Origin of the sequence: uncultured Stenotrophomonas sp. (genome assembly GCF_963519125.1) — a bacterium.
Classification (GTDB): domain Bacteria; phylum Pseudomonadota; class Gammaproteobacteria; order Xanthomonadales; family Xanthomonadaceae; genus Stenotrophomonas.
In genome coordinates this window covers 88,794-115,602 of the sequence record NZ_CAUQLJ010000010.1, presented here as the reverse complement: position 1 = coordinate 115,602, position 26,809 = coordinate 88,794, and the positions used below count along the sequence as shown (strand labels likewise).

The following is a 26,809-nucleotide window of genomic DNA, read 5'->3' as shown; positions in this document are numbered from 1 at the left end:
CTGGCCATGAGCGAGCCGCTGCAGCGCCTCAGTGATGCCCTGGACGTTGAACGCCAGGCATTGGTTGAGCACGACGTGCAGTCGCTGATCCGTGCCACCAGTGCCAAGCTCGACGCGTTGCGTGCGCTGGAGCAGGTGCTGCCGGTGGGGCAGAACGAGCGCCTGCAGGAGCTGGCCGAGCGCAACCGCGCCAACGGCGTGCTGCTCTCGCGCCGCCGCCGCGAGGTCAACTGGGCGCTGCGCCAGCTGGGCCGCAGCGAAGAATCCTCGGCGTATGACGCCAAGGGCCAGTCCAGCACGCTGCATACCCGGCGCCCGCTCGCGGTCGCCTGAGCGGTCAACACGGATATAGTGGGCGCTCTGTTCCAGCGGCCCTGATCTGACCGTGACCCTGTCCTCTACGTTTGTCACCGCACCGCTGCCGCCGCAGCCGGTCCTGCTTGCGCTGTTCGAGCGCATCAATGAAGGCGTGCTGCTGTTCCGCGAAGACGGTACCGTGGCCGTGGCCAATGCGACGGTGCGGGCGATGCTCGGCCAGGCCGAAACCGATGGCGACGCCGGATCCAGCACCGGACTCGACCCGGCGCAGTGGCTGCGGCAACTGCTGCCGCCCGATGCGATGGAGCACGCCCGCCAGCACGGCCACTGGAACGGCAGCCTGCCGGTGGGCGAGCGCATGGTCATCGTGCACCTGTACGAACAGGAAGATGCCGGCCGCCGCCACTATCTGGCACTGTTCCGCCGCATCGAAGGCCAGGAAGACTACGAACGCGAACTGCAGCAGCGCCACGCCGAGCTGCGCCAGGCGTACCTGCGATTGAACGGCACCCAGGAAAAGCTGCTGCAGTCCGAAAAGATGGCCTCGATCGGTCAGCTGGCGGCAGGCGTGGCGCATGAGATCAACAACCCCATCGGCTACGTGCATTCGAACCTGGGCAGCCTGCAGGAATACCTGCGCAGCCTGTTCACCGTGATCGAAGCCTACGAACGCGCCCTGCGTGCGCCGGACCCGAAGGCGTTGATTCCGGAAATCGACGACATCCGTACCCGCTTCGACATCGACTTCATCAGCCGCGACCTGCCGCAGCTGATGGCCGAATCGCGCGAAGGCATCGAGCGGGTGACCCGGATCGTGCGCGACCTGAAGGACTTCTCGTATTCGGGCCGGGACGAGTCGTGGAAGCTGGTCGACCTGCACGCCGGGTTGGAGTCGACCATCAACATCATCTGGAACGAGCTGAAGTACAAGGCGGAACTCAAGCGCGAATTCGGCCAGCTGCCGCTGGTGGAATGCCTGCCGTCCGAGCTCAACCAGGTCTACATGAACCTGCTGCTCAACGCCGGCCACGCCATCGCCGAACGCGGCACGATCACCGTGCGCACCGGCGTGGATGGTGAGAATGTGTGGGTGGAATTCGAAGACACCGGCGGCGGCATCTCGCCGGAGCTGCGCCAGCGGATTTTCGACCCGTTCTTCACCACCAAGCCGGTGGGGAGTGGAACGGGTCTGGGGTTGTCCATTTCCTACAGCATCATCAACAAGCACCACGGCCGCATCGACCTCGACAGCACCCCGGGCGTGGGCTCGACCTTCCGCCTGGTCCTGCCGATCAAACAACCGCGTTGATGCGTTGCCGGGCAGAGCCCGGCACTACGGCTCAGGCGTCCGGAGATCCGGATACGTCCGGAGCAGCCACCGGTGGAGCGGTATTAGCGCGACGCTGTTCCTCATGCGTGCGGAACGCCTGGTGGATGTGCTTGCGCAGTTCGTCGTCGTTCCACGGCTTGGTCAGGAAACGATAGATCGCGCCGCGGTTGATCGCGTCGGTGACGGTGTTCAGATCGGTATACCCGGACAGCACCAGCCGGATCGTGTCGGGGTACAGCATCTTCACCCGGCCCAGGAACTCGGTGCCGCTCATGTCGCTCATGCGCTGGTCGGACAGGATCACCTGTACGTCGTTGATCGCCAGCAGGTCGAACGCGTCGCGCACGTTGCCCGCCGCCAGGATCCGGTAGCCGTCGCGCCGGAACAGGCGTACCAGCGAGCGCAGCACGTTCTCTTCATCGTCCAGCAGCAGCAGGGTCCGGTCCGGGCGGGTCTCGGCGAATGCCTCCGGGCGCAGGTAGCGGCGGCGCAGCGTCATTCCGGCCGCGTCGGCCGACATCGGTTCCCCGAACAGGTAGCCCTGGAACACGTCGCAGTCGTTGCGGCGGAGGAAGCCCAGCTGCGCCTGCGATTCGACCCCGTTGGCGATCACGGTCATGCCCAGCTGGTGGCCCATGGCAATGATCGCGCGTGCGATCGCCGCCTCGCGGTTGCCGGCCGGCGCGCTCTTGATGAAGCTGCGGTCGATCTTCAGCTTGTCCACCGGGTAACGCACCAGTGCACTCAGGCTGGAGTCGCCGGTACCGAAATTGTCCAGGCTCAGGCTGATGCCTTCGTTGCGCAGGTTCACCAGCGTTTCGTGCACGAAATTGACGTTGTTGGTCAGCGCGCTTTCGTTGATTTCCAGCGTCAGCATGTGCGCCGGTACACCGGCCGCCTGCATCAGCGACATCACCTCGGCGAAGAAGTTCGGGCGCAGCAGCTGCAGGGTCGAGACATTCACCGCAATGCTGAAGTCATCGAAACCCTGGTCGCGCCACAGTCGAGCCTGCTTCAACGCGCCTTCCAGCACCCAGGTGCCGATCTGCACGATGATGCCCAGCCGTTCGGCGGTGCGCATGAAGCGCTCCGGCACCAGCATCCCCAGGGTCGGCGACTGCCAGCGCAGCAGCGCTTCCATGCCCACCACGTGTCCATCGCGGGCGCTGACCAGCGGCTGGTAACGCAGCTTCAGCTCGCCATTGGGAATGGCGTCCACGATCTGCCGGGCGATGATGCTCTCGCTGTGCGCGCTCGACGGCGTGTTGACCGCATGGATGCGGACCGCGTTGCCGCCCTCGCGCGCGGCCTGGTAGAGCGCATCCTCGGCGTGGTCGAGCAACCGCGACACGTCGGTGGCGTGCTCCGGGCACAGGCTGACGCCCAGCTTGCCGGTCATGAACAACGTATACGGCAACACCGACAGGGGCAGCTCGAGCTGCTGGCGGATTTCTTCGGCCAGGTCATCGGGCAGCGGCATGTCGGCCGCGCGCGGCACGGCGATCAGGAACTCATCGCTGCCATGCCGCCACAGCGCGCCGCGCCCACGCAGGTGGTGCTGCAGGCGCTGCGCCACCAGCACCAGCGCCTGGTCGCCGACTTCGGCGCTCATGTTCTCGTTGACCGAGGCGAAGTGGTCGATGTCCACGTGCATCAGCATCAGCGGCGTGCCGCCCGACGCAGCCTCGGCCACCATGGCCTGCAGTTCGGGGTTTCCGGCGCCCAGGCGCGGCGGTGCGTCCTCGATGCTGACCAGGGGCAGGGAAGGGTTCCACATAACGCTAGTGTTCCAATGTGTCGGGGGTGGCCAGGCTGTCGCCGCCGTAGGGCAGGAACAGGTCGACCAGGGTGCCGGCGCCGTGCGCCGACTCGATCTTGAGGGTGCCGCCGGCGCTCTGCGCGCGTTCGCGCATCACAATCAGGCCCAATCCGCGCGGGCCGTCCGGGTCGAACCCTTCGCCATCGTCGCGGATCTGCAGGTGCAGGCCGTGGTCGTGCACGTCGTGCAGCTTGAGATGCACCTGGCTGGCACGCGCGTGGCGCAGCACGTTGGTCAGGCTTTCCTGGGCGATGCGGAAGCAGGCCTGCTCGATGTCGCCCTGCGGCCGGCGCGGCAGCGCGTCGATGTCGGCCAGCAGCTCGATTGGCGAGGAACGGAACAGTACTCCGGCCTGCCAGCGCAACGCGGCTTCCAGGCCGAGCGCGTCCAGCTGCGGCGGGCGCAGCAGGGTCGAGATGTCGCGCAGCTTGCCCACGGTAGTGTCGGCCAGCTGGATGATCTGCTCCAGGTCCTCGCCGCGCCGCTGCGGGTCGCTCTCGTCCTGCGCCGCGTACGCGGAAAGCTTCATCGCAGTGATCGCCTGGCCGATGTCGTCGTGCAGGTCGCGCGAGATTGCCCGGCGTTCATCCTCCTGCAGCGAGAACAGCCGCCCGGCCATGGCCTGCAGCTCGCGGTTGCTCGTTTCCAGCGCCTCCCGGATGCGCTCGGGCTCGCTGAGGTCGCGCACGATCAGCAGCTTGCAGTTGCGCCCGCCGTAGCGCACGTCGCCCGCCGCCAGACCGGCCTGGAAGCACACGCCATCCAGCCGGCGCATGCCGACCACCTCGCTGCCGCTGCTGGGGAGCGGAATGCTGGCGAACAGCTGCGCGCGCACCCTGGCCAGGTCGCCGGCCACGACCAGCGCCGCCAGCGGCTCGCCGAGCAGGGTGTGCTGGCCGTAGCCGAACTGCGCGGCGGCGCAGGCGTTGGCGTACAGCACGTGCTCCTCGGACAGGATCACCACGCCGTCGGGCAGCACCCGCACCAGTTCGCGGAACTGCTCTTCGCGTTCGCGCAGCAGGCGTCGCGACTGTTCGCGTTCGGTCACGTCCTGCAAGGTGCCGACCACCAACGGGCGGCCGGCGTCGTCGCTGCCCTGCTCGGCGCGCAGGTGCACCATCAGCGCGCGACCGTCCATGGCCAGCAGCGGCAGCAACACGTCGATCTGCACCTGCTCGCCGCGCATGTCCTGCAGCAGCTGTTCGGTGAGCGCGGCGGTGGCCGGGTCGGCCGGCACCAGCAGCTCCTCGAAGCGGTGCCAGCGCCGCGCCTCGGGTGGGCGCCGGCCCAGCAGCTGGTAGACCTGGTTGGAGTAGCGGCCCATGCCGGTGGCCGGGTCTACTTCCCAGGCACCGATCCGCGCCATTTCGTGCGCTTCCTCGACCCGGGTCAGGGCCTGGTCGCGGCGACGCAGCGCCTGGTCCTCGCGGGTGCGGTCGATGGCTATCAGCAGCCGTGCCGGGCGCCCGGCGTAATCCAGGTAGTTGCTGCGCATCTCGATGCTGCGCGCCGTGCCGTCCTTGAGCTGCAGGTCGGCGGTGATCTCGCAGAGCTGCCCGGGCTGGGCCCGGATCTGCTCGAGCTTGGCGGCCAGCGCGGGCTCATCGCCAGGCGGCCACAGCGCGGTCATCGGCAGCGCGGTGAATTCCTCACGGGTCCATCCGAACAGGCTGCAGGCAGCTGGGTTGACGTCCAGGATCTCCAGCGTGTCCAGGTCGTAGACCAGGATCGGCCCCGGATTGCCTTCGAACAGCTGGCGGTGGCGCTGCTCGGAGTGTTCCAGCTGCAGGTGGGTCTGCAGTACGTGGTGCGCCAGCGGGCGCAGCAGCAGGTAGATCACGGCGCCGCTGAGGATGACGAAGAAGGCGCCCTTGGCGGTCTGCCAGCGCGCGGCGGTGCCCAGGTCAGCGGTGAGCACCTGCACGGCGGCGTCGCTGCACAGGATCCAGACCAGCGCCAGCACCAGGTAGCCGAGCACCACCCGCCAGCGGTCGCGGCGCAGCGCGCGGGCGAGCGGGTGGTCACGACGGTGCTGGGCAGGCGGGCCGGGCGGGGCGACTGGCATGGGGCGCGACAGGTCCGGGGTCGAAGGGGCGGTCCATAGTAGTAGGTGCGGCCCCTCTGGCGCACGCGGCACTCAACTATCGGCCGCATCCGCCGCTAACGATTACGTTCCCGGCTGTCGGGTGCGTTATCGGAGTCATACCGCGTGGACCAAGGCATCATCGCGAGTCTGCTGCAGCACCCCCTGGCGTCGGCCCTGGTGATCCTGGACCGGAGCGGGCGCCCGCTGGCGGCCAACCCGGCCGCGCGCGAGGTCGGGTTGCCGGCCACGGTGGCGGCCTATGGCGAGCTGCTCGAGGACCTGCGCCTGCTGGCCGCCGACGGCGGCCTGGTGCCCTGCCCATTGCCGGGCGGACCGCACGGCTGCTTCGACGGCTGGATGCGCGCGGTGCATGACATCGACGGCAACCTGCTGGCGTTCACCCTGAGCGTGCCCGAGCCGGTCGCTGCGGAACGCCGCAGCAGTGCGACCGACCTGCAGTCGCAGGCGCAGATGGAAGCCCTGCTGCTCGAGCAGCAGGTGCAGCTGCGCGAAGCCCAGCGGATCGCCAGCATGGGCAGCTGGTCGTGGGACCCGGAAAGCCGCCAGTTCTGGTGGTCGCCGGAGTTCCGGGCGCTGCTTGGCGCGGGCGATGCGCCGCTGGGCGGCCGCCGGCACTGGTTGCGGCGGCTGGAACCGCGGTCGCGTGGCCTGCTGCGACAGGCGTGGCGGCGTATGCTGCGCGACGGCAAGCCGAGCATGCTGGCCCTGGAGCTGCCACGGGGTGCCGATGGCACGCTGCACCTGCGGCTGTGGCTGCAACCGCTGCAGGGCCCGGACGGGCACATCCAGCGCGTGCTGGGCCAGGTCCAGGACATCACCGAACAGCACCAGACCGACGCGCTGATCCGCTGGCGCACCGAACTGCTCAACCGCGTCTCGGCCCTCGGCCGGATCGGCGGTTGCGAAATCGACGTGCTCACCCGGCACACGCAATGGACCGAGGAGTGCTACCGCATCCACGGCCTGCGCAAGGAGCCCATTACCCTCGATCAGGCCCTGGCGCTGTACACCCAGGACTCGCGCGACGCCTTCGAGGCGGCGCTGGCGCGGATCGCGGCCGGTGGCCTGCCCGAACAGCTGGACCTGTGCTTCTACCGCCAGTCCGGCCTGCGTGTCTGGGTCCAGGTGCTGATCGAACTGGACCACCGCGACGGCCTGCCGACCCGCTACGTGGTGCTGTTCCGTGACATCACCCGCGAGCGCGAAGCCAGCGAGCGGATCGAGCTGCTGGCCCATTACGACCTGCTCACCGGCCTGCCCAACCGCATGCTGCTGCGCGAGCAGACCGCCGACGCCATCGAAGAAGCGCGGGACCGCGGCGCGGCCCTGGCGATGCTCTTCATCGACCTGGACGGCTTCAAGACCATCAACGACACCTTCGGCCACGCCACCGGCGACGCGCTGCTCAAGGCCGCGGCAGCGCGGCTGCACCAGAACCTGCGCACTGCCGACCTGTTCGGCCGCTTCAATGGCGACGAGTTCATCGTGGTGCTGCGCGACCTGGCCGACCCGGAAGATGCCGGCCACGTGGCGCGCAAGCTGATCGCCTCGCTGGCCGAACCGCTGCAGCGTGGCGACACCACATTGAAGGTGGGCGCCAGCGTGGGCATTGCGATGCTGGATGACGAACACGGCGATTTCGATACGCTGTTGCGTGCCGCCGATGCCGCGATGTACGCGGCCAAGGAAGCCGGGCGCAACACCTACCAGTATTACAGCCAGGACGCCCTGCTGCGGATCCAGCGTAGGCTGGAGATCGAGCACGCGTTGCTGGGCGCGATCGAGCGCGAAGAGTTCAGCCTGGCCTACCAGCCGCTGTTGCACGCCGCGCACGACCAACCGCCGGCCATCGAGGCGCTGCTGCGCTGGCATCGCCCGGGCATCGGCTATTGCAGCCCGGCGGAGTTCATACCGATTGCCGAGAAGTGCGGCGAGATCGTGCGGATCGGCGACTGGGTGCTGGCCGAGGCCTGCCGCCAGGCAGCGGCGTGGGACCGCGCCGGCCTGCAGTTCGACCGTATCGCGGTGAATGTATCGGCCGTGCAGCTGCGCGACCGGGGCTTTGCCGAACGGGTGATCGACACCTGCCATGCGCACGGCTGGCCGCCGCAGCGGCTGGAGCTGGAACTGACCGAATCGGCATTGATCCGCGACACCGACGTGCTGCGGCATTGTTTCGACGTGCTGGAACGGCACGGCGTGCCGTTGGCGGTGGACGACTTCGGCACCGGGTTCTCCAACCTGCATTACCTCAACCGTTTCCCGGTCGGCCGCCTGAAGATCGACCGCAGCTTCGTGCAGGGCATGCTGCACGACACCGGTACCGCCGAGGTAACCCAGGCGATCGTGCACCTGGGCCATGCCCTGGGCATGAAGGTGGTGGCCGAGGGCGTGGAAACCGAGCAGGAAGAGGCGATGCTGCGCCGCCAGGGCTGCGATGAAATACAGGGCTACCTGTATTCCCGGCCGTTGACCCCGCGGGACCTGGCGCAATGGTTGCGGCAGGGTGGGGCGCAGGGGCAATTGTCGTTGCCCGCGACCGCGGTGGATGCCGCGCGGATTCCGGTTTCTCCGTAAACAAAACGCGCACGCACGGGGACTGATCCGCGCGGCGCCGTAGCGCCGGGCTCTGCCCGGCGGCTCTCGAGCCGCGCTGGGCGCGGTTGACCACGAATTGTTACGTCACGTTCGTAGATACAGAGCCCGCAATATCGGCTCCGGACAGGCCCATGTCCCATCCGAGCAAAGCCAATGCTGGATCCAGGGGCCGTTCGGATACCGTCGCGCCCATCATCCCCACCAATTCCGCCTGCGCCATCTGTTCCAGGACCGTCAGCAATGCCCGCCCGCTTTGCGGCGCCACCGGCGCCGGGGCAGGGCGGGGCACGTCGGCAGGCGCATCGCTCGCGCCGCCTGGCATTACGTGATGGGGATCGGTGTTCAACAGCATCGGTCAATCATCTACACAAAGACGGGAAGGTCACACACACGAAAGCCCCGGCACTGCCGGGGCTTCGCGTTTCGCCGTTGCCGGCAACCCACATCAATCAGAACAGCTCCACCGCACCGGCGGCCATGCTCTGCTGGCTCACCGGCTTGTGCGGTGGGCGCTCCCACTCGCTGCGCATGTCGCGCAGGCGGTTGCCGGTGCGCTGCAGGGCAGTGGCCACTTCGGCGTCGAACACGCCGCCATTCCTGTGCAGCAGTTCCTGCAGGCCCACCGCTTCGCGGTTGATCGAGGTCAGGCGGTCCAGGTGGGTGTGCACGCCGCCCAGGGCCTGGGTGGCGATGTCTTCGAACTGCAGGGCGCGCACCGCTTCGGCGACGCTGCTGTCGATGGCGCGGCCGCACTCGGAGATCTCGCGCATGCCGTCGCCCAGCGAGGCGTTGATCTGGGCCACGTTGTCCAGCATTGCCGCCGCTTCGTGGCGCGCTTCGCGGGAGCGGTCCATGTCGCGCGAGGCCATGTTGGAGACCGTTTCACGGACCTTGGCGATGGCGTCCTTGGAGCTGTGGGCCAGCTTGCGGATCTGTTCGTTGAAGGTGGTCGAGCGCTCGGACAGGTTGCGTACTTCGTCGGCGACCACCGCGAAGCCGCGGCCGGCTTCACCGGCACGGGCCGCTTCGATGGCCGCGTTCAGCGCCAGCAGGTTGGTCTGGTCGGCGATCGACTTGACGTCCTCCAGCAGCGAGAAGATGCCGTCCAGGTGCTGCGCCATCTGGTCGATGTGCTGCACGGTGGTGCTGCTCTGGCCGCTCACCTGCTCCAGCGCTTCCACCAGCTGCTCCATGCGCTGGCTGGCGTGCTGGGCGAAGCGGGCCACGTCGACGCCGGCGCCGCCGTCTTCACCGGCACGGTCGACGATGCGGGCCAATGCCTGGCTCTGCTGGCGCGACTTGCGGTTCATGGCGTCGAAACTGCCGCCCAGGCCGGCTACCGCCTGGCGGATCAGGTCACGGGCGCGTTCGATCTCGCCGCGCGAACCGTCGATCTCGTTGCCGACGAAGGTGCGCAGCTCGGTCAGCAGCTGGTCCTGTTCGCGCATCATGCGGGCATGTTCGGGCGAACGCTGGGCCTGGGCGCGGACGGTCCACCAGGCGAAGCCCAGCCAGCTGAGCGTCATCGTGGTCAGGATGGCCCAGGTCAGGGCCGCCGGCCAGCCGAGGCCGATGGCGAAGGGAAGCAGCAGGGTCAGGACCAGCGGGGCGGCCAGACTAGCGAAAAGGCGTGAGTACATAAACGTTCTCGGGGAGGTGCACGGAGAATGTATCGGCCGTGCCCCCCGGAGCTTTAGCGTTTACCGCAACTGGCGATCCACCGCGTCGATCATCGCCTTGCGCGAGATCAGGAAGTCCCAGTACTGGCCGCCGGTCTGGCGCCACAGCACCGCAGAGCGCACCGCCGCCAGCAGCAGCGCGCGGATCTCGGCCACCACACCCGCCTGGCCCAGGTAGTGCGGGTTGCCCTGTACCATCACGCGCGGCTTGAGGTGGCTGATGGTGTCGGCATACAGGCCGCCCAGGCTGCCGAGGACATCCGGGTGGGCACTGTCGTTCAGTTCCAGCGCCTGGCGCCGCGCGCGGGCGATACCCTGGCTGACCTGCTCGACCACCGCGTGCTCGCGCACGAAGCGGCGCTCCAGCTGCAGTACCGCCAGCGCCAGCCGCGGCAGGATCTCGTCCTGGCCCTGGCTGCGGAAATAGTTGTGCAGCAGGCGCAGGCCCGGCGCCACGTTGGCCGCGCTGCCGTAAACGGCCTGCGGGCTGTCGGCGTCGATCCGGAACACGCTGTCGATCGCGGTGCGGACCACGCTGGCCTCGGAATGGCCGGTTTCGGCGATGCGGCGCACCTGCTGCAGCGCCTGGGCGATGCCAGCCAAGGCAAGGACGCGGTCGTCGATCGAAAAACTCATGCAGCAGATACCTCGAAGGGGGAAGGGGCGGTGCGCAGGCGCTGTTCCAGCGGCGCGTCGGTGGCGGCGATCACCGCGCCACCCAGGCAGACCTCGTCGTCATACAGCACCAGGGATTGACCGGGGGTGACGGCGCGCTGCGGTCGGGCGAAGCGCACGTCCAGGCTGCCATCATCGCGTACCCGCACCGTGCAGGGCTCGTCGGGCTGGCGGTAGCGGGTCTGCGCGGTGCAGGCGAACTCCCGCGCGGGCGGGGCGCCGGCGATCCAGTGCGCGGTCTCCGAGTGCAGCCGGGTCGACTGCAGCCATGGGCTTTCGCGGTCCTGGTCGACGTACAGCACGTTACTGGCCACGTCCTTGCCCACCACGTACCACGGCGCTGCCGGGCGGCCGCGCACGCCGCCGATGTTCAGGCCCTCGCGCTGGCCCAGGGTGAAATAGAACACGCCCGGATGCTCGGCAATCACCGTGCCGTCCGGGTCCTGGATCTGGCCGCTGCGGGCCGGCAGGTAGCGGCCCAGGAACTCGCGGAAGTCGCGTTCGCCGATGAAGCAGATGCCGGTGGAGTCCTTCTTGGCATGCGTGGGCAGGCGCGCGTCGCGCGCGATCCGGCGCAGGTCGTTCTTCTGCAGGTCGCCGATCGGGAACAGGGTCGCCGCCAGCTGGGCCTGGCCCAGCTGGTGCAGGAAATAGCTCTGGTCCTTGCTGCGGTCGGCGCCGCGCAGCAGCGCCCAGTGCCCGCCAATCTTGCCCACGCGGGCGTAGTGGCCGGTGGCGATGCGTTCGGCGCCCAGTTCGCGGGCCGCGTCCAGGAAGTGCTTGAACTTCACTTCGCGGTTGCACAGCACGTCCGGATTCGGCGTGCGACCGGCGGCGTACTCGGCCAGGAAGTGCTCGAACACGCCCTGCCAGTATTCGCTGGAAAAGTCGCGGAAATGGAACGGGATGTCGAGCAGGCCGCACACCGCGACCGCGTCGCGGCGGTCGTCCTCGGCGCGGCAGTCGCCACTGCCGTCATCGGCCCAGTTCTGCATGAACAACCCGGCCACCGGCTCGCCCTGCTGGACCAGCCGCCAGGCCGCGACCGACGAGTCCACGCCACCGGAAACGCCGACCATGATGCGCGGGGTGCTCATGCGATCTCCTTGACGATGGAAAGGGGGTGGCGCTGCCCGGCCAGGAAGTCGGCAACGACCTCCCAGACCAGCGGACTGCGCAGCCGGGCCGGATCGGCCCGCAGCTGGGCCGGGTCCAGCCACAGCGCACGCAGGATGCCGGTGTCCAGCGGCAGCGCCGGGTCATGGGTGACCGGTTCGGCCGCGTAGGCGAAGCGCAGGAACGGGGTGCCGTCCGGTGCGGTCCACTGGTAGGTGCCGATGAACGCGGTCAGGCGCACCGTCCAGCCGGTTTCTTCCAGGGTTTCGCGCAGCGCGGCGGCGGCCAGGCTTTCGCCAGGTTCCAAGTGGCCGGCCGGCTGGTTGAGCACCGCGCGACCGTCGATGGCTTCTTCCACCAGCAACAGCTGCCCGTCGCGTACCACCACGGTGGCCACGGTCACATGCGGCGTCCAGCGGGTGTCCTGCGCTGCGTTCACGTCAGTATTCGTCCGTTCCAGTCAGCTCGGCTTCCATTGCATCGGCGGTGTTCGTGGCAGCCTCGATGGCATCGCCCAGTGCCTGCGCACCGGCGTTGGCGTCCACCTTCACCACGAACATCGCCAGCGTGTCCTGTTTGACCCAGCCGCCCAGCTTGGCATCCTGCGAATCCTCCAGCAGGCGGTTGGCGACCTCGGCCGGGAACGCGCCGGATGCCGCCTTGTAACCGGGCGACCAGACCTCGCGGATCCGGTGCTGGCCGTACGTTTCCACCGCCGAGCGCACGAACACCAGCTGGGTACGGCCGCCTTCCACGTCGAACACCAGCTTGTAATCGCCGTCCTCGTCGATCTCGTAGGGGTATTTGAGCGTGTCCAGCACCTTGCCGATGGACGGATCCGGCGTGGCCGCATGGGCGCCGGACATGGCGGTGGCCAGCAGCAGCGCGGCGGCGGTCGATGTCATGAAAACCTTGTGAATGTCTCGTTGCATGCGGGGATTGTGACGGGGGCAGGGGGCCAACGTCCAATCCGGCGGGGCGGGCGGCTATAATGTCTCGATGCCCCGCGAGCCCTCCCAAGACCCCCATCACGACCACGGCGTAGCGCTGGAACCGGCCCGGCCGGAGGTCGCGCCGCCGCCGTTCTACCAGGTGATGCTGTTGAACGACGATTACACCCCGATGGATTTCGTGGTGACCGTGCTCCAGCACTTCTTCTCCATGGACCTTGAAAAGGCCACCCAGGTGATGCTCAACGTGCACACCCGCGGCCGTGGGGTGTGCGGGGTATTCACCCGCGAGGTCGCCGAATCGAAGGTGGCCCAGGTGAACGAGTTTTCGCGCATGAACCAGCATCCGCTGCTGTGCACGATGGAAAAGGCCGGGTAATTGAGCCTTTAGGGCGGTTCCGGTCGTTTCTAAACGTCGGTGGGATTGTCCCATCCGAGGCCATGTGGCTGCGGACGCTTGAGCCGCGCTGCGCGCGGTGTCCGGCCAGCGGCCGGACCTACGAATTCTTCCGAACGGTATAGGATCGGGACACGTCGGTACGGGCCCATCCGGATTGCGCGGCCCGCATGGCCGGTTCCATCCCCGGCGAGCGTCTTTCGGGTAACGGCACCGGGGCTCTGGGGAGCGTCCGCGTGAGTACTAACGCCGTCTGAACGCACTGATCCGCTAGGATGATGGAAATCGAGCAGGTAGGCCGCATATTGTTCACAACTGCCGCCGGAGTAGAACATGTTCAGTAAAGACCTCGAACACACCATCGGTCAGTGCTACAAGCGCGCCCGTGAGGCCCGCCATGAGTTCATGACGGTGGAACACCTGCTGCTGGCACTGCTCGACAACCCGTCCGCCCAGGCCGTGCTCAAGGCCTGCGGCGCCGACGCCGAGCGCCTGCGCCAGGAACTGGAGCAGGCCATCGAGGCCTCCGTCTCGCGCCTGGCCGAAGATGACGGCCGCGACACCCAGCCGACCCTGGGCTTCCAGCGCGTGCTGCAGCGGGCGGTCTACCACGTGCAGTCCTCGGGCAAGAAGGAGGTCACCGGCGCCAACGTGCTGGTGGCGATCTTCGGCGAGAAGGACTCGCACGCCGTGTATTACCTCAACCAGCAGGACGTGACCCGGCTGGATATCGTCAACTACCTCTCCCATGGCATCGCCAAGCTGGGCGAGGAGGGCGAAGTGCCGCCGTCGTCGGACGCCGAAGGGCGCGCCGAGGGTGGCGACGGCGAAGGCAAGGGCGACGCCCTGGCCGAATTCGCCAGCAACCTCAACGACGCCGCGCGCGCGGGCCGGATCGACCCACTGGTCGGCCGCCGCGATGAGATCGAGCGCACCATCCAGGTCCTGTGCCGCCGCCGCAAGAACAACCCGCTGTACGTGGGCGAGGCCGGCGTGGGCAAGACCGCCATCGCCGAAGGGCTGGCCAAGCGGATCGTGGAAGGCTCGGTGCCCGATGTGCTGGCCGACGCGGTGATCTACTCGCTCGACCTGGGCGCGCTGGTGGCCGGTACCAAGTATCGCGGCGATTTCGAGAAGCGCCTCAAGGGCGTGCTTACCGCGCTGAAGAAGATGCCCAACGCGGTGCTGTTCATCGACGAGATCCACACCATCATCGGTGCAGGTTCTGCGTCGGGCGGGACCATGGACGCCTCCAACCTGATCAAGCCGGCGCTGGCCTCCGGTGAGCTGCGCTGCATCGGCTCGACCACCTTCCAGGAGTACCGTGGCATCTTCGAGAAGGACCGTGCGTTGGCACGCCGCTTCCAGAAGATCGACATCGTCGAACCGACCGTGGGCGAAACCTACGAGATCCTGCAGGGGCTCAAGCCGAAGTACGAAGCGCACCACGGCGTGACCTACGCCGATGATGCGCTGCAGGCGGCGGTGGACCTGTCGGTCAAGCATATCGGCGACCGCCTGCTGCCGGACAAGGCCATCGACGTGATCGACGAAGCCGGCGCCCGCCAGCGGCTGCTGCCGGAAGGCGAGCGCAAGGAGCTGATCGACATCGAGGAAATCGAGACCATCGTGGCCAAGATGGCGCGGATTCCGGCCAAGCAGGTCAGCGCCACCGACAAGGACGTGCTGCAGCACCTGGAGCGCAACCTGAAGATGGTGATCTTCGGCCAGGACCCGGCCATCGAAACGCTGTCTTCGGCGATCAAGCTGGCCCGCTCGGGCCTGGCCAATCCGGAAAAGCCGATCGGCAACTTCCTGTTCGCCGGCCCCACCGGCGTGGGCAAGACCGAGGTGACCAAGCAGCTCGCGCTGCAGCTGGGCATCGAACTGGTCCGCTTCGACATGAGCGAATACATGGAGCCGCATTCGATCAGCCGCCTGATCGGTGCGCCCCCGGGCTATGTTGGTTTCGACCAGGGCGGTCTGCTCACCGAGAAAATCGTCAAGACCCCGCACTGCGTGCTGTTGCTGGACGAGGTGGAAAAGGCCCACCCGGACATCTTCAATATCCTGCTGCAGGTCATGGACCGTGGCGTGCTCACCGACACCAACGGGCGCGAAGCGAACTTCAAGAACGTGGTGCTGGTGATGACCACCAACGCCGGCGCGGCGCAGGCCTCGCGGCGTTCGATCGGGTTCACCCGGCAGGACCACGCTACGGACGCGATGGAGATCATCCGCAAGAGCTTCACGCCGGAATTCCGCAACCGTCTCGACGCGGTGGTGCAGTTCCAGCCGCTGGGCTTCGAGCACATCCTGCGCGTGGTGGACAAGTTCCTGATCGAGCTGGAAATGCTGCTGCAGGAAAAGCACGTCAGCCTGTCGGCCACGCCGACCGCGCGCGACTGGCTGGCCCGCCACGGCTTCGACCCGCTGATGGGTGCCCGCCCGATGGCCCGTGTGATCCAGGACAAGATCAAGCGTCCGCTGGCCGACGAGCTGCTGTTCGGCAAGCTGGTCAACGGGGGCCGGGTCAGCATCGACGTCCGCGACGACGAGCTGTTCGTGGAAACCCAGGCCGAGCCGGAGCGGTTGCTGCCGGCAACGGTGGAGTAACCGGGCTGCAGTAAATGTTGTTGAAGAACGCCCCTGACGGGGCGTTCTTCGTTTCCGGGCTCAGCGCCGCGCGCGGCTGGCGAAGGATTCGGCGCTGATCGGCTCGAGGCTGGCCACGTCGCAGCTGCCGGAATCGGTCCTGAGCTTGCTGGCGCGGGCGCCGCACAGCTGGCCTTCGTTGTTGGGCGTTTCAAACGCCAGCTTCTTCGAGAAGGCGGCCTGGCTGCAGGAGCCCTGGAAATGCACGATGTAGTGGTCGGTGCCACTGCGCAGCAGCATGCTGCGGTCAACGCCCTTGCGGATCAGTTGCTGGTCGGCGGACAGCGCAACGCAGTCCGACCCTGCGGGGGCGGGCGCGGTCTGGGCGGTCGCCGTGCCGACAACGCTGGACACCATCAACAGGCAAAGCGGAATCAGGATCTTCATGGCGGGGGCCAAGGCGGTAGCGGTCCGGAGTGGACCGGGAGCCACTGTGCGCGCTGGCCGGCTGCCGCGAATCTGCATCAAGGCAGGCTGACTGATGTCAGGGTGAAGGGAGGCAGGGTGACTCCCGGCCTACCCAGTCAGCCTGAATTGCGCCCACGCAAAAAGGCCAGCGCAGGGCCGGCCTTTGAACGCGTCTTCCGCAGAAGCCGCCCTGCCGCTTACTTCATGCGGTAGGTGATGCGACCCTTGGTCAGGTCGTACGGCGTCATTTCAACCTTGACGCGGTCGCCGGTCAGGATGCGGATGTAGTTCTTGCGCATGCGGCCGGAGATGTGGGCGATGATTTCATGCCCATTTTCCAGTCGAACGCGGAAAGTGGTGTTCGGCAGCGTCTCGCTGACGGTGCCTTCGAACTCAATGGAGTCGTCTTTCGACATGTAGTCCTGTGCAGGTCTATAAACGGCCGAGCTGGCCTTAAGAGCGGGCATTTTACGCAGGTTGGCCCCGGGATGCAAAGTTTGCGTTAACCGCCGGCCCGTTTCACCCCAATGACGCCGCTATCTGCGTGCCGAACCGGTCGCTCCAGCTGCCGGGCGCTTCGGGCGCCTGTACCTGCTCCCGCACCAGCCCAAGAAAGCGCTCCCTGGGCCAATGCTCGGCGCCCATGCTGAGTAGATGGTCGTTTTCAACCTGCGCATCGATCAGCGGCCAGCCTTGCTGATGCAGGTAGCGCGCCAGCCCGGCCAACGCCACCTTGGAGCCGCCACTCTCCTGGCTGAACATGCTCTCGCCGAAGAACATCCGGCCGATCGCCACGCCGTAGATACCGCCCACCAGCCGCTCGCCGTCCAGCACCTCGATGGAATGGGCGTACCCCAGCGCATGCAGGGCCACATAGGCCTCGACCATCTCGCGGGTGATCCACGTGCCGTCCTGCCCGGGTCGCGGGCTGCCCGCACAGGCCTCGATCACCTCCCGGAACCACGTGTCCGCGCGCAGGGTCCAGCCGCTGCCGCGCAGGCTGCGCCGGAATCGTGACGACAGGCGCACGCCATCGGTGCGGAACACCATGCGCGGGTCCGGCGACCACCACAGCAGCGGCTGGCCCTCCGAGAACCACGGAAAGATGCCGCTCGCGTAGGCGTTCAGCAGCCGCACCGGCGTCAGGTCGCCGCCCAGCGCCAGCAGCCCTTCCGGCTCGCGAAGAGCGCTTTCGGCCGGCGGAAATGGCGCGTCGGAGCGGTCTTCCAGCCGCCACGGCAGGTGTCGGGTCATGTCGGGTCGCTCTCCTTGAACGGGCTGTGCCCGGCCAGCACCTCCGCATAGCGGCGCACGTCGGCGCGTTCCTGTTCGCACCAGCCGGCCAATGCTTCGGCGAACGCCGGCTCACCGATCCAGTGGCGGCTGCGCACCGTCCTCGGCAGGAAGCCCCGGGCCAGCTTGTGCTCGCCCTGCGCGCCGGGTTCGAACCGCGCCAGGCTTTCGCGCAGGCAGTACTCGATGCCCTGGTAGTAGCAGGTTTCAAAGTGCAGGCCGGGCAGGGTGGCGCCACCCCAGTAGCGGCCGTACAGCGTGTCGGCGCCGCGCAGGCACAGCGCGCCGGCCACCGGCTGCTCGTCCAGCATCGCCAGGAAGATCACCAGCTGGCGCGGCATCGTTTCGGCCAGGTGTTTCAGGAAGGGCAGCGTCAACGCCGGCGAATTGCCGTATTCGCTGAAGGTCTGCAGGTAGAACTGGTGCATGGCCTGCAGGTCGGCGGTGCTGGCTTCGTCGCCATGCACGATCCGATAGGTGACGCCGGTGCGGGCCAGTTTGGCGCGTTCCTGACGGATGTTCTTGCGGTGCTTGTGGTCCATCGCGGCCAGGAAGCCGCTGAAGTCGGTCCAGTCGCCGCGGTTGTACCACTGGAACTGGATGTCCTCGCGCAGCAGCCACTCGGGCTCGAATGCGGCGTCGTCGTCGGCCCGATGGAAGTTCACGTGTGCCGACGACCAGCCCATCCGCCCGACCTCGTCGCGCAGGGTATCGACCAGCATGCTCGCGGATTCGCCATCCCGGGCTAGCAGGCGCGGCCCGGTCACCGGCGAGTAGGGCACCGCGCCGAGCCACTTCGGGAAGTAATCCAGCCCATGCCGTGCATAGGCATTGGCCCAGGCATGGTCGAACACGAACTCGCCATGCGAGTTGTCCTTCAGGTAGCCCGGCACCGCGCCGATCAGCTGGCCACCTTCCCACAGCGTGAAGTGGCGCGGCCGCCACCCCCACTCCGGCCGAAGGCAGCCGTGCTCTTCCAGCCCCGCCAGGAAGGCATGGCTGACAAACGGGTTGCACCCGTCATGCAGGGCATCCCAGTCGGCAGCGGGAAGGTCGGCGAGGCGATGAAGAAAGCGTGTATCGGGCATGCCCAAAGGATAGGGCATAAAAAAAGACCGGCGTTGGACGCCGGTCTTTCGGATGATTCAGGTGTAACGGGCTCAGCCCAGTTCGCCCTTCGCGTCCAGATAACGCTCGGCGTCCAGCGCGGCCATGCAGCCGAAGCCGGCCGAGGTGATCGCCTGGCGATAGTGCTGGTCGGCGACGTCGCCGGCGGCGAAGACGCCTTCCACCGAGGTCTGGGTGGCGTTGCCGCCCAGGCCCGAGCGGATGTCCAGGTAACCGTTGTTCATGGTCAGCTGGCCGTCGAACAGGCTGGTGTTGGGGTGGTGGCCGATGGCGACGAAGAAGCCGTGGGCGTCGATGTCGCGGGTGCTGCCGTCCAGGGTGGACTTCACACGCACGCCGGTGACGCCGGCCTCATTGCCCAGCACTTCTTCGACCTGGTGGTGCCACACGGTTTCGATCTTGCCGTGGGCGACCTTGGCGAACAACTTGTCCTGCATGATCTTTTCCGCCTTGAGGGTGTCGCGGCGGTGGACCAGGTAGACCTTGCGGGCGATGTTGGACAGGTACAGGGCCTCTTCCACGGCGGTGTTGCCGCCGCCGACCACGACCACGTCCTGGTCGCGGTAGAAGAAGCCGTCGCAGGTGGCGCAGGCCGACACGCCACGGCCCTTGAACGCCTCTTCGCTCGGAATGCCCAGGTACTTGGCCGTGGCGCCGGTGGCGATGATCAGGGCGTCGCAGGTGTACTCGGCGCTGTCGCCGATCAGCTTGAACGGGCGCTGCTGCAGGTCGGCGGTGTGGATGTGGTCGAAGATCACTTCGGTCTCGAAGCGCTCGGCGTGGGCCTGCATGCGCGCCATCAGGTCCGGACCCATCAGGCCGTGGGCGTCGCCCGGCCAGTTGTCCACCTCGGTGGTGGTCATCAGCTGGCCGCCCTGCTGCAGGCCGGTGATCACCACCGGCTTCAGGTTGGCGCGCGCGGCGTAGACGGCGGCGGTCCAGCCGGCCGGGCCGGAACCGAGGATGACCAGCTTCTGGTGGCGGGAAGGCTTGGAATTGCTCATGTAGACTCGCAAAGAGATGATGGGGCGGGGCGCTGGCGATGCATTGCCCGGCGTCCAAGACAGGTCATAGAGTGGCGGCTGGGGGCGGCTGATTCAAGGCGAGCAGCGGAACGCGGTGAGCCAGCAGGGCATTCGCAACCGTTGCGCCGGAGAATTGGCGCACAACCCTACCGGCGGTGGCATCAGTCGTTTATTATCAAGGACTAACAGTGCATTCCCAAGGTCTGGTCTAAGGTGGCGAAGCAGGTCCCGGAACGATCCAAGTCTGCCGACGGCAAAGCGGCTTCGCGCCGTGCCGCAGCTGCGGCGCCGGTCGACAACCCGCGCAAACAACGCCTGTGGCGTGATCTCGGCCTGATCGCGATCGCCCCGGCGCTGCTCTATCTGATTGCCAGTCTGTTCACCTATTCGGCCTCGGACCCGGGCTGGTCGCACACCGGCAGCGTAGTCGCGCCGATCCAGAACATGGGCGGGCGGGTAGGGGCGTGGGTGGCCGATGTGCTGCTGCAGCTGTTCGGCTACATGGCCTTCCTGCTCCCGATCGTGCTCGGCGCGCTGGCCTGGTTTGCGATGTTCGGGCTCAAGCGTGAGAGCAAGGGCGAGCACGACCTGGATCCAGCGCTGCGCCTGGTCGGGCTGGTCGGGTTCCTGATTGCCGGCACCGGCTTCCTGCATCTGCGCCTGTTCAACGGCGATGTCGGCCATGCCGGCGGCATCCTGGGCCGACTGGTTGGCAATTCGCTCAGTGCCGGCTTCGGCGCGCTGGGCGCGAACATGTTCGTGCTGGTGCTGCTGCTGGCCTCGATCACCCTGGCTACCGGCATTTCCTGGTTCGTGGTGATGGAGAAGATCGGTCGCGCCGTGCTGGCCTTGCCGCCGCTGCTCAGCAAGAAGAAGGAGCAGGCCAGCGAATGGCAGCAGACCCGCGCCATGCGCGAGGAGCGTCAGGAAGTGCGCAAGGTCGACGCCGAAGTGCGCGCCAAGCGCGAGCCGGTCAAGATCGAGCCGCGCCCGGAACCGGTGCTGGAAAAGAGCGACCGCGCCAAGCGCGAGACCCAGATCCCGATGTTCCGCGGCGTCAATGGCGACGGTTCCGATCTGCCGCCGCTGGCCCTGCTGGACGATCCCAAGCCGCAGCCCAAGGGCTACGACGAGACCACGCTGGAAACGCTGTCGCGCCAGATCGAGTTCAAGCTCAAGGACTTCCGCATCGACGCACAGGTGGTCGGCGCCTACCCGGGGCCGGTGATCACCCGCTTCGAGATCGAGCCGGCACCGGGCATCAAGGTCAGCCAGATCAGCTCGCTGGACAAGGACATCGCACGCGGCCTGTCGGTGAAGTCGGTGCGCGTCGTCGACGTGATTCCGGGCAAGTCGGTGGTGGGCCTGGAGATCCCCAACGTCACCCGTGAAATGATCTACCTGTCCGAACTGCTGCGCTCCAAGGAGTACGACAAGTCGGCCAGTCCGCTGACCCTGGCGCTGGGCAAGGACATTGCCGGGCGCCCGACCGTGGCCGACCTGGCGCGCATGCCGCACCTGCTGGTGGCCGGTACCACCGGTTCGGGCAAGTCGGTGGCGGTCAATGCGATGGTGCTGAGCCTGCTGTTCAAGGCCTCGCCGAAAGACCTGCGGATGCTGATGATCGACCCGAAGATGCTCGAGCTGAGCGTCTACCAGGGCATTCCGCACCTGCTGGCGCCGGTGGTCACCGACATGAAGGAGGCCGCCAACGGCCTGCGCTGGTGCGTGGCCGAGATGGAGCGCCGCTACAAGCTGATGAGCGCGGTGGGCGTGCGCAACCTGGCCGGCTTCAACAAGAAGGTGAAGGAAGCGCAGGATGCCGGCCAGCCGCTGATGGACCCGCTGTTCAAGCCGAACCCGGAGCTGGGCGAAGCCCCGCGGCCACTGGAAACGCTGCCGTTCATCGTGATCTTCATCGACGAATTCGCCGACATGATGATGATCGTCGGCAAGAAGGTCGAAGAGCTGATCGCGCGCCTGGCGCAGAAGGCACGCGCGGCCGGCATCCATCTGATCCTGGCTACCCAGCGCCCGTCGGTGGACGTCATCACCGGCCTGATCAAGGCCAACATCCCGACCCGTATCGGCTTCCAGGTCAGCTCCAAGATCGACTCGCGCACCATCCTGGACCAGTCCGGCGCGGAAACGCTGCTCGGCCACGGCGACATGCTGTACCTGCCGCCGGGCACTGCGCTGCCAGACCGTGTGCATGGCGCGTTCGTGTCCGACGAGGAAGTGCATCGCGTGGTCGAACACCTCAAGGCCAGTGGGCCGGCCGATTACATCAGCGGCGTGCTCGACGAAGTACAGATGATGGGCGATGGCGTGGTGGTGGGCGCGGGCGGCCTGCCCGAGACCAGTGCCGCGGCCGGCGACGAGTCCGACCCGCTGTACGACGAAGCGGTACGGATCGTGACCGAAACCCGCCGCGCCTCGATCTCCGGCGTGCAGCGCCGGCTCAAGATTGGCTACAACCGCGCGGCGCGACTGATCGAAGCAATGGAAAACGCCGGCGTGGTCAGCCCGCCCGAACACAACGGCGACCGCAGCGTACTGGCACCCCCACCGCCAAAGTAACGACTGTGTGCTGCGGTAGAGCCACGCCCGGCGTGGCCGCACGGCGACCATGACGCAACGGACAACCAAGGAACGACGATGATTCGCATGTCATGGATTGCCGCGTGCGCACTGGCCTGGGCGCCCCTGCAGGCCGGCGCCCAGGCTGCCGCCCCGGTGCCGGCTCCGGTCCCCGCCATCGCGCCCACCTCGGCCCCTGCGTCCAACGACACCCAGGCCAGCAACAACTTCAGTTTCGTGACCTACCGTGCCGACTACGAAGTGCGTGCCGATGCCAGCAACGTGCAGACCGAGTCCTACGACATCCTGCTCAAGACCAAGGCGGCGGTGGAGCAGTTCAGCCAGGTGCGGCTGAGCTACAGCGAGAAGATGGAAACCCTCGAGGTGCTTTCGGCCTACACGCTGACCGCCGACGGCCAGCGCCGCGACGTGCCGGCCGACCGCATCTACACCCAGGAAAGCTACTCCAGCGCGGCCGCGGCGATGTACGCCGACCGCAAGGTCAAGGTGGTGGTGTTCCCCAACCTGGCTCCCGGCACCCGGGTGGTCTACCAGACCCGTCGCACCCAGAACGTGCCGTACTTCCCCGGCTACTTCAGCCTGTGGGAGACCTTCAACGTGTTCCAGCAGTACGACGACGCGCAGGTGACCCTGACCGCGCCGGCGTCGCTGCCGATGTACGTGCAGCAGCGCGGCGTGCAGGGCAGCCAGGCGCCAACCGTGCGCGACGGCCAGGCGCGCTGGGCATGGAAATACCGTCGCAGCGAACCGATGCCGGTGCAGAACTGGACCGCACAACCCTGGGAGTTCAGCCCGACCATCATGGCCAGCACCTACCGCGACTGGGCGCAGGTGGCCTCGGCCTACCAGCTCAAGGGCGGCGAGGCCGCAAAAGTGACCCCGGGCATCCAGGCGCTGGCCCACGAGGTCACACGCGGCATCGTCGATCGGCGCGAACAGGCCGCCGCGCTGTATCGCTGGGTGTCGCAGAACATCCGTTACGTGGCGGTGTACCTGGGCAACGGCGGGCTGGAGCCGAACCCGGCGCAGAGCATCCTCGACAACCACTACGGCGACTGCAAGGACCACGTGGTGATCCTGGAAGCGCTGCTGGCCGCGCGCGGCATCGACAGTACCCCGGTGCTGATCGGCGCTGGCGGCGGGCCGACCCTGCCCGCGATTCCGATGCTGGGCCGGTTCAACCACGCCATCACCTACGTGCCCGAGTTCGACCTGTACCTGGACTCGACCAGCGCCTACGCGCGCTTCGGCCAACTGCCCGACGCCGACCTCGGTGCGCCGGTGCTGCACACCCGCCAGGCGACAGTGGCACGTACGCCGGACAACGACGCGGCGCGCAATGGCTCCGGCTTCGAGGTGACGTTCCAGTTCTCGCCCAGCGGAGACGTGCAGGGCCGCACCGTGCAGCAACCGCGCGACGTCAGCGAGATCGGCATGCGCGGCGCGTTCGCCCGCCTCAACGCGCAGAACCGGGCGCGGGTGGAGGAGTCGATCATGGCCTCGTCGGGGTTCGACGGCAGCGGCACCCTGACCCTGCTGGGCGACCCGCAGGACCTCACCCGACCGTTCAACTACCGCTACGATTTCCACGCCACCGACTACGTGGACTTCGGCGTGGTCGGCGGCATGGTCCTGCCGGACCCGCCGGGCGGCGAGTCGTTCCGCGACATCTACACCACCACCTCGGCGCCCGACAACGCCACCCCGTTCTACTGCAACGACAGCCTGCGCGAAGAGACCTACCGGCTGCAGTACCCGGCCGGGGTGCCGATCGTGGCGATGCCGCGCGACGTGGACTTCCACAACGCCGCCGGCGAATACCAGCTGCAATGGCGGCGCGAAGGGCAGGCCATCGTGGCCCGGCACCGCCTGCACCAGCGGGCGGTACGCGGCGCGCAGGCGCTTTGCCAGCCCGGCGACTATGCCTCCTTCCGTGAGCTGTACCAGCAGGTGCGGCGAGGATTCCGCGGACAGGTCGTGTACGGTGACCTGCGCAGCGTACAGTCGGCCCCCTGATCCCCCATTCAGGATGTTCCGGGCACACTGCCTGGCATCCTCCAAATTTTGCCTGGATACCCGCATGAACAGCACCTTCCGCCGCTCCCTCGTTGCCGCCACGCTGCTTGTTGCCAGCGTTGGTTCGGCTACCGCCTGGGCCGGTGCCCGCGATGAACTGAACAAGTTCACCAAGGACCTCAAGGGCCTGGACGGGCAGTTCAGCCAGCAGGTGTTCGACAGCAAGGGCAAGGTCAAGGAGTCCACCAGCGGGACGCTGGCGCTGTCGGCGCCGCGCCAGTTCCGCTGGGAATATCTCAAGCCGCACGAGCAGTTGATCATCGCCGACGGCAAGAATGTCTGGGTCTATGAGAAGGACCTGGAGCAGGCGACCAAGCGTGCGCAGGGGGCCGAAGAACAGAACAGCCCGCTGACCGCGCTGATCAATCCGAAGCTGCTGGACCAGCAGTACGACGTCAGCGAGGAAGCCGCGCCGCGCGATGGCCTGCAGTGGCTCTCGCTGAGCCCGAAGCGCGAGACCGAGACCTCGTTCCAGTACGCCGCACTGGGCTTCAACGCACAGGGCCTGGCGCGGATGGAAGTGACCGACGCGGTCAACCAGCGCACCGTGATCAGCTTCAGCGGGTGGAAGCGCAATCCGGCGTTCAAGGCGGATACGTTCAAGTTCACGCCGCCCAAGGGCACCGACGTCATCGGTAACTGACGGATAGCCGGGCAGGGCCCGGCTCTACCCCGGCTGCACGTCTTTCGGCCCTACAATACGAGGGTGGCCAGAAACCGAACGACATCCCCAGGCCCCGATCTGCTGAGCGTGGATCGGGACAACATGCGCCCGCTTGCCGAGCGGATGCGCCCGCAGACCCTTGATGAGATGGTCGGGCAGAAGCGCCTGCTCGCACCGGGCAGTGCGCTGCGGCGCGCGGTCGAGTCCGGGCACGTGCATTCGATGATCCTGTGGGGCCCGCCCGGCTGCGGGAAGACCACGCTCTCGCTGCTGCTTGCGCATTACGCCGACGCCGAATTCCGCGCAATTTCAGCGGTACTGTCGGGCCTGCCGGAAGTGCGCGTGGTACTGGCGGAAGCGGCCCAGCGCTTCGCCGAAGGGCGGCGCACGGTGTTGTTCGTCGACGAAGTGCACCGCTTCAACAAGGCCCAGCAGGACGCGTTCCTGCCCCATATCGAGCGCGGCACCATCGTGTTCGTCGGCGCCACCACCGAAAATCCCTCGTTCGAACTGAACTCCGCGCTGCTCTCGCGTTGCCGCGTGCACGTGCTCGAAGCCGTCTCGCCGGCCGACATCGTCGAAGCACTGGAGCGGGCGCTGCACGACAGCGAGCGCGGCCTGGGCGGCGAATCGTTGCAGGTCACGCCCGAGGCACTGCTGGAAATCGCCACCGCCGCCGATGGCGATGTGCGGCGTGGCCTGACCCTGCTGGAGATCGCGGCCGAGCTGGCCGGCGGCGAAGGCGGGCGGATCAGCCCGGAGATGCTGGTGCAGGTGCTGGCCGACCGCACCCGCCGCTTCGACAAGGGCGGCGAGCAGTTCTACGACCAGATCTCGGCCCTGCACAAGTCGGTGCGCAGCTCCAACCCGGACGCGGCGCTGTATTGGCTCACCCGCATGCTCGATGGCGGCTGCGACCCCTCCTACCTGGCGCGACGCCTGACCCGCATGGCGATCGAGGACATCGGCCTGGCCGATCCGCGTGCGCAGTCGATGGCGCTGGAAGCCTGGGACATCTACGAACGGCTGGGCAGCCCGGAAGGCGAGCTGGCCTTCGCCCAGCTGGTGCTGTACCTGGCCAGCACCGCCAAGTCGAATGCCGGCTACGCGGCCTTCAACCTGGCAAAGCAGGAAGTGCGCGCGACCGGCACCCAGGAAGTACCGCTGCATCTGCGCAACGCACCGACCAAGCTGATGAAAGAGCTGGGGTATGGCGCGACCTACCAGTACGACCACGACGCCGAAGGCGGCATCGCGCTGGACCAGACCGGCTTCCCGGACGCGATGGGCGAGCGCGTGTACTACCAGCCGGTGGCGCGAGGGCTGGAGATCAAGCTCAAGGAAAAGCTGGACCGCCTGCGCGCGGAGCGCGAGCAGGCCCGGGCACGCAAGGGGGAGTCGTGATCGGCGGATTCGGTACCTGGTGGCAGCAGCTCGGCCTGGTGATGCTGGGCGGCGCGCTCGGTGCAGCGTTGCGCTTCATCATCGGCGACGCCATGTGGCGCCAGTTCGGCAGCAGCTTTCCGTGGGGCACGTTGACCGCGAACCTGATTGGTGCCTTCGCCATCGGTTACATCGCGGTGTGGCTGCAGACCAGAGGCAACGCGGCGGTGTATTGGCGGGCGTTTGCCATCGTCGGCATCATCGGCGGCCTGACCACGTTTTCTTCGATGATGCTGGAAGCCGTGCTGCTGGTGCGCAACGGCAAGGGCTGGGTAATGCCAACGTACATCGGCATCAGCCTCGTCGCAGGTTTCGCACTTGTATGGCTTGGCGCCCGAATCGCCGAAGCTTCAGTCGCTCGCTGACCCAACGATAAGGGAGCCCCCTTCTTGTTGAAGGGGGCGCGCCGAAGGCGCGGGTTTAAGGTGGCATGCCCGTCAAGCCAGCGGCGTAGCCGATGGCGGGAAATCCAGCGGTTACGCTGGATTTACGTGCCGGATCACGATATTGTTTCGCCCCCGTTTGCG

23 protein-coding genes are annotated in these 26,809 nt (G+C 67.3%); 10 read left to right on the top strand and 13 right to left on the bottom strand.

What is annotated here, in order from left to right; all coding sequences use genetic code 11:
* Together RYM47_RS10700 and RYM47_RS10695 are read left to right on the top strand one after the other, a co-directional pair.
* Positions 1-333 carry a flagellar protein FlgN gene (locus tag RYM47_RS10700; protein WP_315387865.1) on the top strand — a complete coding sequence of 111 codons (333 nt, stop codon included), beginning with the start codon at positions 1-3 and terminating at the stop codon, positions 331-333.
* A 52-nt stretch (positions 334-385) separates the two neighbouring features.
* Positions 386-1,627, top strand: a complete 1,242-nt coding sequence (locus tag RYM47_RS10695) for an ATP-binding protein (protein WP_315387791.1) — start codon at positions 386-388, stop codon at positions 1,625-1,627.
* Between the two features lie 31 nt (positions 1,628-1,658).
* Here RYM47_RS10695 and RYM47_RS10690 read toward each other — a convergent pair whose 3' ends face one another.
* Positions 1,659-3,425, bottom strand: a complete 1,767-nt coding sequence (locus RYM47_RS10690) for an EAL domain-containing protein (protein WP_315387789.1) — start codon at positions 3,423-3,425, stop codon at positions 1,659-1,661.
* A gap of 4 nt (positions 3,426-3,429) precedes the next feature.
* Positions 3,430-5,532, bottom strand: a complete 2,103-nt coding sequence (locus RYM47_RS10685) for a PAS domain S-box protein (protein ID WP_315387787.1) — start codon at positions 5,530-5,532, stop codon at positions 3,430-3,432.
* 144 nt (positions 5,533-5,676) lie between these two features.
* On the opposite strand from RYM47_RS10685, the gene RYM47_RS10680 reads away from it, so the two are divergent.
* The gene (locus RYM47_RS10680; protein ID WP_315387786.1) at positions 5,677-8,151 is read left to right on the top strand and encodes an EAL domain-containing protein; all 2,475 of its coding nucleotides are present in this window, start codon (positions 5,677-5,679) and stop codon (positions 8,149-8,151) included.
* 100 nt (positions 8,152-8,251) lie between these two features.
* On the opposite strand, the gene RYM47_RS10675 is transcribed toward RYM47_RS10680, so the two are convergent.
* The 6 genes from RYM47_RS10675 to RYM47_RS10650 all read right to left on the bottom strand — a co-directional run bounded on the left by RYM47_RS10675 (position 8,252) and on the right by RYM47_RS10650 (position 12,547).
* A complete protein-coding gene (locus RYM47_RS10675; RefSeq protein WP_315387785.1) occupies positions 8,252-8,524 on the bottom strand; it encodes a hypothetical protein in 273 nt (90 codons plus the stop codon).
* A gap of 97 nt (positions 8,525-8,621) precedes the next feature.
* A complete protein-coding gene (locus RYM47_RS10670) occupies positions 8,622-9,812 on the bottom strand; it encodes a methyl-accepting chemotaxis protein (RefSeq protein ID WP_315387783.1) in 1,191 nt (396 codons plus the stop codon).
* A 60-nt stretch (positions 9,813-9,872) separates the two neighbouring features.
* A complete protein-coding gene (hflD, locus tag RYM47_RS10665) occupies positions 9,873-10,487 on the bottom strand; it encodes a high frequency lysogenization protein HflD (protein WP_315387781.1) in 615 nt (204 codons plus the stop codon).
* A complete protein-coding gene (gene mnmA / locus RYM47_RS10660) occupies positions 10,484-11,623 on the bottom strand; it encodes a tRNA 2-thiouridine(34) synthase MnmA (protein WP_315387779.1) in 1,140 nt (379 codons plus the stop codon). Before mnmA ends, hflD begins: the two co-directional genes overlap by 4 nt.
* Positions 11,620-12,081, bottom strand: a complete 462-nt coding sequence (locus RYM47_RS10655) for an NUDIX hydrolase (RefSeq protein WP_315387777.1) — start codon at positions 12,079-12,081, stop codon at positions 11,620-11,622. The genes mnmA and RYM47_RS10655 overlap by 4 nt, the downstream gene beginning before the upstream one ends.
* A gap of 1 nt (position 12,082) precedes the next feature.
* A complete protein-coding gene (locus tag RYM47_RS10650) occupies positions 12,083-12,547 on the bottom strand; it encodes a hypothetical protein (RefSeq protein WP_315387776.1) in 465 nt (154 codons plus the stop codon).
* Positions 12,548-12,641: 94 nt separating this feature from the next.
* Between RYM47_RS10650 and clpS the strand changes: the two genes are divergently transcribed.
* Positions 12,642-12,971 carry an ATP-dependent Clp protease adapter ClpS gene (gene clpS, locus RYM47_RS10645; protein WP_070208114.1) on the top strand — a complete coding sequence of 110 codons (330 nt, stop codon included), beginning with the start codon at positions 12,642-12,644 and terminating at the stop codon, positions 12,969-12,971.
* Positions 12,972-13,322: 351 nt separating this feature from the next.
* A complete protein-coding gene (gene clpA, locus RYM47_RS10640; protein WP_070208115.1) occupies positions 13,323-15,605 on the top strand; it encodes an ATP-dependent Clp protease ATP-binding subunit ClpA in 2,283 nt (760 codons plus the stop codon).
* A 60-nt stretch (positions 15,606-15,665) separates the two neighbouring features.
* On the opposite strand, the gene RYM47_RS10635 is transcribed toward clpA, so the two are convergent.
* From RYM47_RS10635 to trxB, 5 genes are all read right to left on the bottom strand, one after another.
* Positions 15,666-16,031: a hypothetical protein gene (locus RYM47_RS10635; RefSeq protein WP_315387772.1), complete on the bottom strand. Its 366-nt coding sequence runs from the start codon at positions 16,029-16,031 to the stop codon at positions 15,666-15,668.
* Between the two features lie 218 nt (positions 16,032-16,249).
* A complete protein-coding gene (gene infA, locus RYM47_RS10630; protein WP_005409596.1) occupies positions 16,250-16,468 on the bottom strand; it encodes a translation initiation factor IF-1 in 219 nt (72 codons plus the stop codon).
* A gap of 103 nt (positions 16,469-16,571) precedes the next feature.
* Complete coding sequence (gene aat / locus RYM47_RS10625; protein ID WP_315387769.1) at positions 16,572-17,306, bottom strand: leucyl/phenylalanyl-tRNA--protein transferase; 735 nt, start codon at positions 17,304-17,306, stop codon at positions 16,572-16,574.
* A complete protein-coding gene (locus tag RYM47_RS10620; protein WP_315387767.1) occupies positions 17,303-18,433 on the bottom strand; it encodes a GNAT family N-acetyltransferase in 1,131 nt (376 codons plus the stop codon). The genes aat and RYM47_RS10620 overlap by 4 nt, the downstream gene beginning before the upstream one ends.
* Positions 18,434-18,505: 72 nt before the next feature.
* Entirely contained in the window at positions 18,506-19,477 is a 972-nt protein-coding gene (gene trxB / locus RYM47_RS10615) for a thioredoxin-disulfide reductase (RefSeq protein WP_070207995.1), read from the bottom strand.
* Between the two features lie 234 nt (positions 19,478-19,711).
* Here trxB and RYM47_RS10610 point away from each other — a divergent pair, with 234 nt between their 5' ends.
* The 5 genes from RYM47_RS10610 (at position 19,712) to crcB (ending at position 26,647) form a co-directional block, all read left to right on the top strand.
* On the top strand, positions 19,712-22,078 hold the full coding sequence (locus RYM47_RS10610) for a DNA translocase FtsK 4TM domain-containing protein (RefSeq protein ID WP_315387765.1): 2,367 nt from the start codon (positions 19,712-19,714) through the stop codon (positions 22,076-22,078).
* Between the two features lie 78 nt (positions 22,079-22,156).
* Positions 22,157-24,115 carry a DUF3857 domain-containing protein gene (locus RYM47_RS10605; RefSeq protein WP_315387764.1) on the top strand — a complete coding sequence of 653 codons (1,959 nt, stop codon included), beginning with the start codon at positions 22,157-22,159 and terminating at the stop codon, positions 24,113-24,115.
* A 64-nt stretch (positions 24,116-24,179) separates the two neighbouring features.
* Positions 24,180-24,818, top strand: coding sequence for an outer membrane lipoprotein chaperone LolA (gene lolA / locus RYM47_RS10600; protein WP_315387762.1), 639 nt, complete (start codon positions 24,180-24,182; stop codon positions 24,816-24,818).
* 123 nt (positions 24,819-24,941) lie between these two features.
* A complete protein-coding gene (locus RYM47_RS10595) occupies positions 24,942-26,243 on the top strand; it encodes a replication-associated recombination protein A (protein WP_315387760.1) in 1,302 nt (433 codons plus the stop codon).
* On the top strand, positions 26,243-26,647 hold the full coding sequence (crcB, locus tag RYM47_RS10590) for a fluoride efflux transporter CrcB (protein ID WP_315387864.1): 405 nt from the start codon (positions 26,243-26,245) through the stop codon (positions 26,645-26,647). The genes RYM47_RS10595 and crcB overlap by 1 nt, the downstream gene beginning before the upstream one ends.
* Positions 26,648-26,809: the final 162 nt, after the last annotated feature.

Coding starts and splice junctions, on each gene's coding strand:
- clpA (WP_070208115.1), top strand. CDS start 13,323: ATGTTCAGTAAAGACCTCGAACACACCATCGGTCAGTGCTACAAGCGC.
- infA (WP_005409596.1), bottom strand. CDS start 16,468: ATGTCGAAAGACGACTCCATTGAGTTCGAAGGCACCGTCAGCGAGACG.
- aat (WP_315387769.1), bottom strand. CDS start 17,306: ATGACCCGACACCTGCCGTGGCGGCTGGAAGACCGCTCCGACGCGCCA.
- RYM47_RS10670 (WP_315387783.1), bottom strand. CDS start 9,812: ATGTACTCACGCCTTTTCGCTAGTCTGGCCGCCCCGCTGGTCCTGACC.
- RYM47_RS10620 (WP_315387767.1), bottom strand. CDS start 18,433: ATGCCCGATACACGCTTTCTTCATCGCCTCGCCGACCTTCCCGCTGCC.
- RYM47_RS10635 (WP_315387772.1), bottom strand. CDS start 16,031: ATGAAGATCCTGATTCCGCTTTGCCTGTTGATGGTGTCCAGCGTTGTC.
- RYM47_RS10690 (WP_315387789.1), bottom strand. CDS start 3,425: ATGTGGAACCCTTCCCTGCCCCTGGTCAGCATCGAGGACGCACCGCCG.
- RYM47_RS10650 (WP_315387776.1), bottom strand. CDS start 12,547: ATGACATCGACCGCCGCCGCGCTGCTGCTGGCCACCGCCATGTCCGGC.
- mnmA (WP_315387779.1), bottom strand. CDS start 11,623: ATGAGCACCCCGCGCATCATGGTCGGCGTTTCCGGTGGCGTGGACTCG.
- RYM47_RS10595 (WP_315387760.1), top strand. CDS start 24,942: ATGCGCCCGCTTGCCGAGCGGATGCGCCCGCAGACCCTTGATGAGATG.
- trxB (WP_070207995.1), bottom strand. CDS start 19,477: ATGAGCAATTCCAAGCCTTCCCGCCACCAGAAGCTGGTCATCCTCGGT.
- hflD (WP_315387781.1), bottom strand. CDS start 10,487: ATGAGTTTTTCGATCGACGACCGCGTCCTTGCCTTGGCTGGCATCGCC.
- RYM47_RS10605 (WP_315387764.1), top strand. CDS start 22,157: ATGATTCGCATGTCATGGATTGCCGCGTGCGCACTGGCCTGGGCGCCC.
- RYM47_RS10685 (WP_315387787.1), bottom strand. CDS start 5,532: ATGCCAGTCGCCCCGCCCGGCCCGCCTGCCCAGCACCGTCGTGACCAC.
- clpS (WP_070208114.1), top strand. CDS start 12,642: ATGCCCCGCGAGCCCTCCCAAGACCCCCATCACGACCACGGCGTAGCG.
- lolA (WP_315387762.1), top strand. CDS start 24,180: ATGAACAGCACCTTCCGCCGCTCCCTCGTTGCCGCCACGCTGCTTGTT.
- RYM47_RS10675 (WP_315387785.1), bottom strand. CDS start 8,524: ATGCTGTTGAACACCGATCCCCATCACGTAATGCCAGGCGGCGCGAGC.